Source organism: Pseudomonas sp. FSL R10-0399, from assembly GCF_009600165.1.
Lineage (GTDB): Bacteria > Pseudomonadota > Gammaproteobacteria > Pseudomonadales > Pseudomonadaceae > Aquipseudomonas > Aquipseudomonas helleri.
The window spans coordinates 1-3,807 of sequence record NZ_WIWK01000206.1 but is presented as its reverse complement, the minus strand read 5'-3'; the positions used below and the strand labels follow the sequence as shown (position 1 = coordinate 3,807).

The 3,807-nt window shown below is 58.5% G+C and carries 4 protein-coding genes; 2 read left to right on the top strand and 2 right to left on the bottom strand.

What is annotated here, in order from left to right; translation table 11 throughout:
• Positions 1 to 323 (bottom strand): DUF2076 domain-containing protein (locus tag GHO41_RS28655; RefSeq protein WP_153435300.1); only part of this gene is annotated, 323 nt, incomplete at its 3' end.
• Positions 324 to 498: 175 nt separating this feature from the next.
• Here GHO41_RS28655 and GHO41_RS28650 point away from each other — a divergent pair.
• A complete protein-coding gene (locus GHO41_RS28650) occupies positions 499 to 1,158 on the top strand; it encodes a YciC family protein (RefSeq protein ID WP_153435299.1) in 660 nt (219 codons plus the stop codon).
• Positions 1,159 to 1,248: 90 nt separating this feature from the next.
• Positions 1,249 to 2,331: an endonuclease/exonuclease/phosphatase family protein gene (locus GHO41_RS28645; RefSeq protein ID WP_153435298.1), complete on the top strand. Its 1,083-nt coding sequence runs from the start codon at positions 1,249 to 1,251 to the stop codon at positions 2,329 to 2,331.
• Between the two features lie 66 nt (positions 2,332 to 2,397).
• Here GHO41_RS28645 and GHO41_RS28640 read toward each other — a convergent pair whose 3' ends face one another.
• Positions 2,398 to 3,720, bottom strand: a complete 1,323-nt coding sequence (locus GHO41_RS28640; RefSeq protein WP_153435297.1) for an MFS transporter — start codon at positions 3,718 to 3,720, stop codon at positions 2,398 to 2,400.
• Between the last annotated feature and the right edge of the window lie 87 nt (positions 3,721 to 3,807).

Below are 3,807 nucleotides of genomic sequence, written 5' to 3'. Positions count from 1 at the left end.
GGTGCCGGAGCTGGCTCACGGCTGCCGCCACCAAACAGGCTGGACAGAAAACTGCCGCCCGTAGCGGCCGGCGCAGGTGCAGCCGCCGCAGCGCGGGCCTGCTGCAATTCGGCTTGCAGTTGTTTGTTCTGTTGGTCGAGCTGCTTGATCGCCGCCTCTTGCACCAGAATTGCTTGGGTCATGAAATACGTCGCCAACGGCTGGCGTGCAATGTGATCGTTGATCAGCGACTGCGCTTGCGCGTCTCGCGGGGCCGCCTCTCGTTCAGCCTGTTGCAACCGGGTAAATAGCCCGTCAATCAGGGTTTGCTCTTCGCTGTTCATGACGACCTCGTTCGATTGTCGAAAAATCTGCTAACCGCCTACTACAGTAGGCACTCAAAAGTTATGGGGACGTTACGAGAAGTTTCAATGAACCTTTACCCAGCTTTACATTTGCTAACCGTCGCGTGTCATCGGTTAAAGTGGCGGACTGTTTCCAGACTGCTGAAACCTGACAATGAATCCGCTTACCGTTCTTCGTGACTCTCTGTACTTCATCCAGCGCAACCTCGGCCAAGTCATCACCCTGTGCTTGCCCTTGGTGATTCTTGAAGCCGTGCTGCAATACGTTGTGGACGACGCGGTAGGCCCGAATGCGTCACAGGGCTACGCGCTGATCGTCGGCCTGCTGGTCTACCCGTTGTACACCGGGGCGCTGATTGTGTTTCTCGATGCCCGCAGCCGGGGCGAAAGCCCGAGCAACCGCGACGTGCTGGCCCGGGCGCTCAGCCTGTGGCCCAAGTTCGCCCTGCTCGCCGCCATCAGCACGCTGCTGATTGTGCTGGGGCTGTCGATGTTCTTTATTCCTGGCATCTACCTCACCGTGGTTCTGGCGTTTTCCGAGTACAACCTGGTGCTGCGCGGCCAACCACCGCTGACGGCCATCAAGTCGAGCCTGATCATGAGCCGCGGCCATTTCTGGCGGATCTTCGTCTGCATTCTGGCGGTCATGGGGCCTTTGCTCCTGCTCAAGCAACTGAGCTTTTCGCTGGTGCCTGAAGACACCAACGCGGTGGTGACGGTGGCGCTGGAAAGCTTCAACAGTTTTCTGCAGTTGTTCCTCTCGGTGGTTCTGTTTCGGCTCTTTATGTTGATAAGCGAAAAGTCCGACACATAACCAAGAAAAATTCCTATACCCAGAGCCTTGGGGGGCCGCGCTGCCGTCAGGTATGCTCGGCACCTCCTTCGCCCCTCATAAGCAGAGCCCATGCCACGTATACTGCGCCCCACTGTATTAGGTTTAGTGCTGACCTCAGCGGTTGTGGCTGGCCTGATTTACAGCGTTACGTGGCGCCCGGACGCTAAAGAGGTGCTGGCGGTCAGTTGCCCCGTCGCAGCTCCCACGCTGGTGGCCGGGCAAGCGATCAAGATCATGACCTGGAACGTCCAGTACCTGGCCGGCAAGCGCTATGTGTTCTGGTACAACCTGATCGACGGCAGCGGCCCGGATGATCGCCCGACCCGTGAAGACATGGCCTTCAGCCTGGATGAAGTGGCGCGGGTGATTCGCGATGAGCAGCCCGACCTGATCCTGCTGCAAGACCTCGACGAAGAAGCCAAGGCCAGCGACTATCAAAACCAGCTCGCCCTGTTACAGGAACGCCTGGTCGACCTCTACCCGTGCAGCACCCAGGCCTTTACCTGGAAAGCCGACTTCGTCCCCGACCGGCATATTTTCGGCAGCGTCGGGCGCAAGATCGTCACCCTCAGCCGTTACCAGATCGAACACGCCGAGCGTCTGCAATTGCCGGTGGCCGAGAGCAACCTGATCAGCCGTCAATTCCAGCCCAAGCCCGCCATGCTGGTCAGCTACTTGCCGCTCAATGACGGTGGGCAACTGGTGGCCATCAACACCCAGCTCGATGCTGCGACCCTCAACAACAGCAACCTCAAGCGCCAAATGCAAGCGGCGGCAGCGCTGGTCGACAAATATGAAAGCCAGGGCACACCCTGGGTGATTGGCGGCAACTTCAACCTGCTGCCCATCGGCCAGTTCCTGCGTCTGCCCGCTGAGCAGCGCCTGGGCTACTCACCTGACAGCGAGCTGCATCTATTGTGGGAAAAGTATCCGATGCTCCCCAGCAACCCGGAAGCCACCGGCATAGACCGCGAGCAATGGCTGACCTTCTTTCCCAACAATCCCGCCGTCGGCGAGCCTGACCGCACCCTCGACTACCTGTTCTACAGCCCCAAACTGCAACGCGTTGAAGGCTATGTGCGCCAGGAAGACACCCAGGCTGTGTCAGATCACCTGCCGGTGGTCGGGCGGTTCTTGCTGCCGGCTGATTGAGCGGGCACAACGAAAAAGGGGGGCGACCGTTACCGGTCACCCCCCTTTTTTATTGCTCGCAGATGATCAGTTGCGGGCTGCCAGCGCGTCATTCACTGGCTGGTCTTTCTTCGCTTTGCCGCTGTCGGAAATGAAGATCACAGTGATCAGGATGCCAAACAGCGCAAGCCCGGCCAGCAGGTACAATCCGCTTTCGTAAGTGCCTGTCATTTCCTTGAGCGCACCAATGATGCCAGGGCCAAAGAAACCACCCAGGTTACCGACCGAGTTGATCAGGGCAATACCTGCCGCGGCACTGCTGCCACTCAGGTACAGCGCTGGCAGTGGCCAGAAAGGTCCCTTGGCGCCCATGATGCCAACCGTCGCCACACACATCGCGATGATGGCCAGGTTACTGCCGGTCAGCCAACCCGCCGTGCCCAGGCCACCCGCGATAAACAACAGGGAAATGATGACGAAGGCTGTGCGCTTCTGGAAACGGTCCGACAGGAAGCCGATGGTCACCATGCCGATGCATCCGACGACGTAAGGGATAGCGGTGATCCAGCCGATGTCCATGCCGCTGAAGCCTTGCTGCTTGATGATCTGTGGCAAGAACATCGACAGACCAATGTTGGCCGCCGTCGCGCAGAAGTAAATCATGCACAGGGCAAGGATTGACGGATTGCAGAACACTTTCCACAGAGACGACTTTTCGTCCAGCGCGACAGGGTGCGCCTTGGCATCTTTATCCAGTTCGGACATCAACCACTGACGCTCTTCATCGCTCAGCCAGGACGCCTGCTTCGGCGAATCCGGCAGGTATTTGAGGACCACGCCGAACAACAGCACGCCCGGGATCCCTTCAATCAGGAAGAGCCACTGCCAGCCTTTGAGGCCCAGCGCGCCATCCAGTTGCAACAGCGCCGTCGAGACCGGAGCACCAATGGCCAACGAGATCGGGATGGAGAGCATGAAAATCGAGATGATGCGTGCGCGGTAACGCACCGGGAACCAGTAGGTGAGGTACAGAATGACCGCAGGGAAGAAGCCCGCTTCAGCCACACCCAGCAGGAAGCGCATGATCAGGAAGCTTTTTGGGCCCTGAACCAATGCCATGCAGGTGGCGATCAGCCCCCAAGTGAAGAGGATGCGGGCAATCCAGCGGCGCGCACCGACTTTCGCCATGAGCAGGTTGCTGGGTACTTCGAACAGGCAGTAACCGATGAAGAACAAACCCGCGCCCCAGCCATAAACGGCAGCGCTCAGGCCAATGTCAGCGTTCATCGTCAGGGCGGCAAAGCCCACGTTGACCCGATCCAGATAGGAAATGATGTACAGGCAGATCAGTAGCGGCAAGAGCCTCAGAAAGATCTTGCGTGTCACCTGCTTTTCAATGGCAGTGCTCATAGTTAAGAACTGGCGGTTGCAGGATCTGAGTGCAACACGGTTATTGAATTGAAGCGGGAGCATCATGCCGCATCACCACGGCTTCTT

Excerpts from the sequence above, each read along its gene's own strand:
- GHO41_RS28650 (WP_153435299.1), top strand. The coding sequence starts at position 499 with ATGAATCCGCTTACCGTTCTTCGTGACTCTCTGTACTTCATCCAGCGC.
- GHO41_RS28645 (WP_153435298.1), top strand. The coding sequence starts at position 1,249 with ATGCCACGTATACTGCGCCCCACTGTATTAGGTTTAGTGCTGACCTCA.
- GHO41_RS28640 (WP_153435297.1), bottom strand. The coding sequence starts at position 3,720 with ATGAGCACTGCCATTGAAAAGCAGGTGACACGCAAGATCTTTCTGAGG.